This is a genomic window from Rhodococcus sp. IEGM 1307 (assembly GCF_030056915.1).
GTDB classification, from domain to species: Bacteria; Actinomycetota; Actinomycetes; order Mycobacteriales; family Mycobacteriaceae; genus Rhodococcus_F; species Rhodococcus_F opacus_D.
Window position 1 is genome coordinate 1 of record NZ_JASHKW010000145.1, and the last position, 212, is coordinate 212.

At 71.7% G+C, this 212-nt stretch carries 1 protein-coding gene; it reads left to right on the plus strand.

All coding sequences use genetic code 11. The features are described from left to right. Window positions 1-212: condensation domain-containing protein (locus tag QM841_RS43100; RefSeq protein ID WP_283336820.1), on the plus strand; the 212-nt coding region annotated here is incomplete at both ends.

Genomic DNA, 212 nt, shown 5'->3' on the forward strand with positions numbered 1-212 from the left:
CCTCCCCCTCCCCACCGACCGACCCCGACCCACCCACCGCACCCACCACGGGGATTCGATCCGCTTCGAGATCCCCGCCGACGTACACCACCGCCTGCGTGCGCTCGCGCGGAGCACCGGGGCGACCACGTTCATGACTCTGCATGCGGCCTTCGCGGTCCTCCTCGCCCGCCTCAGCGGCAGTTCCGACATCGTGATCGGCACCCCCGTCG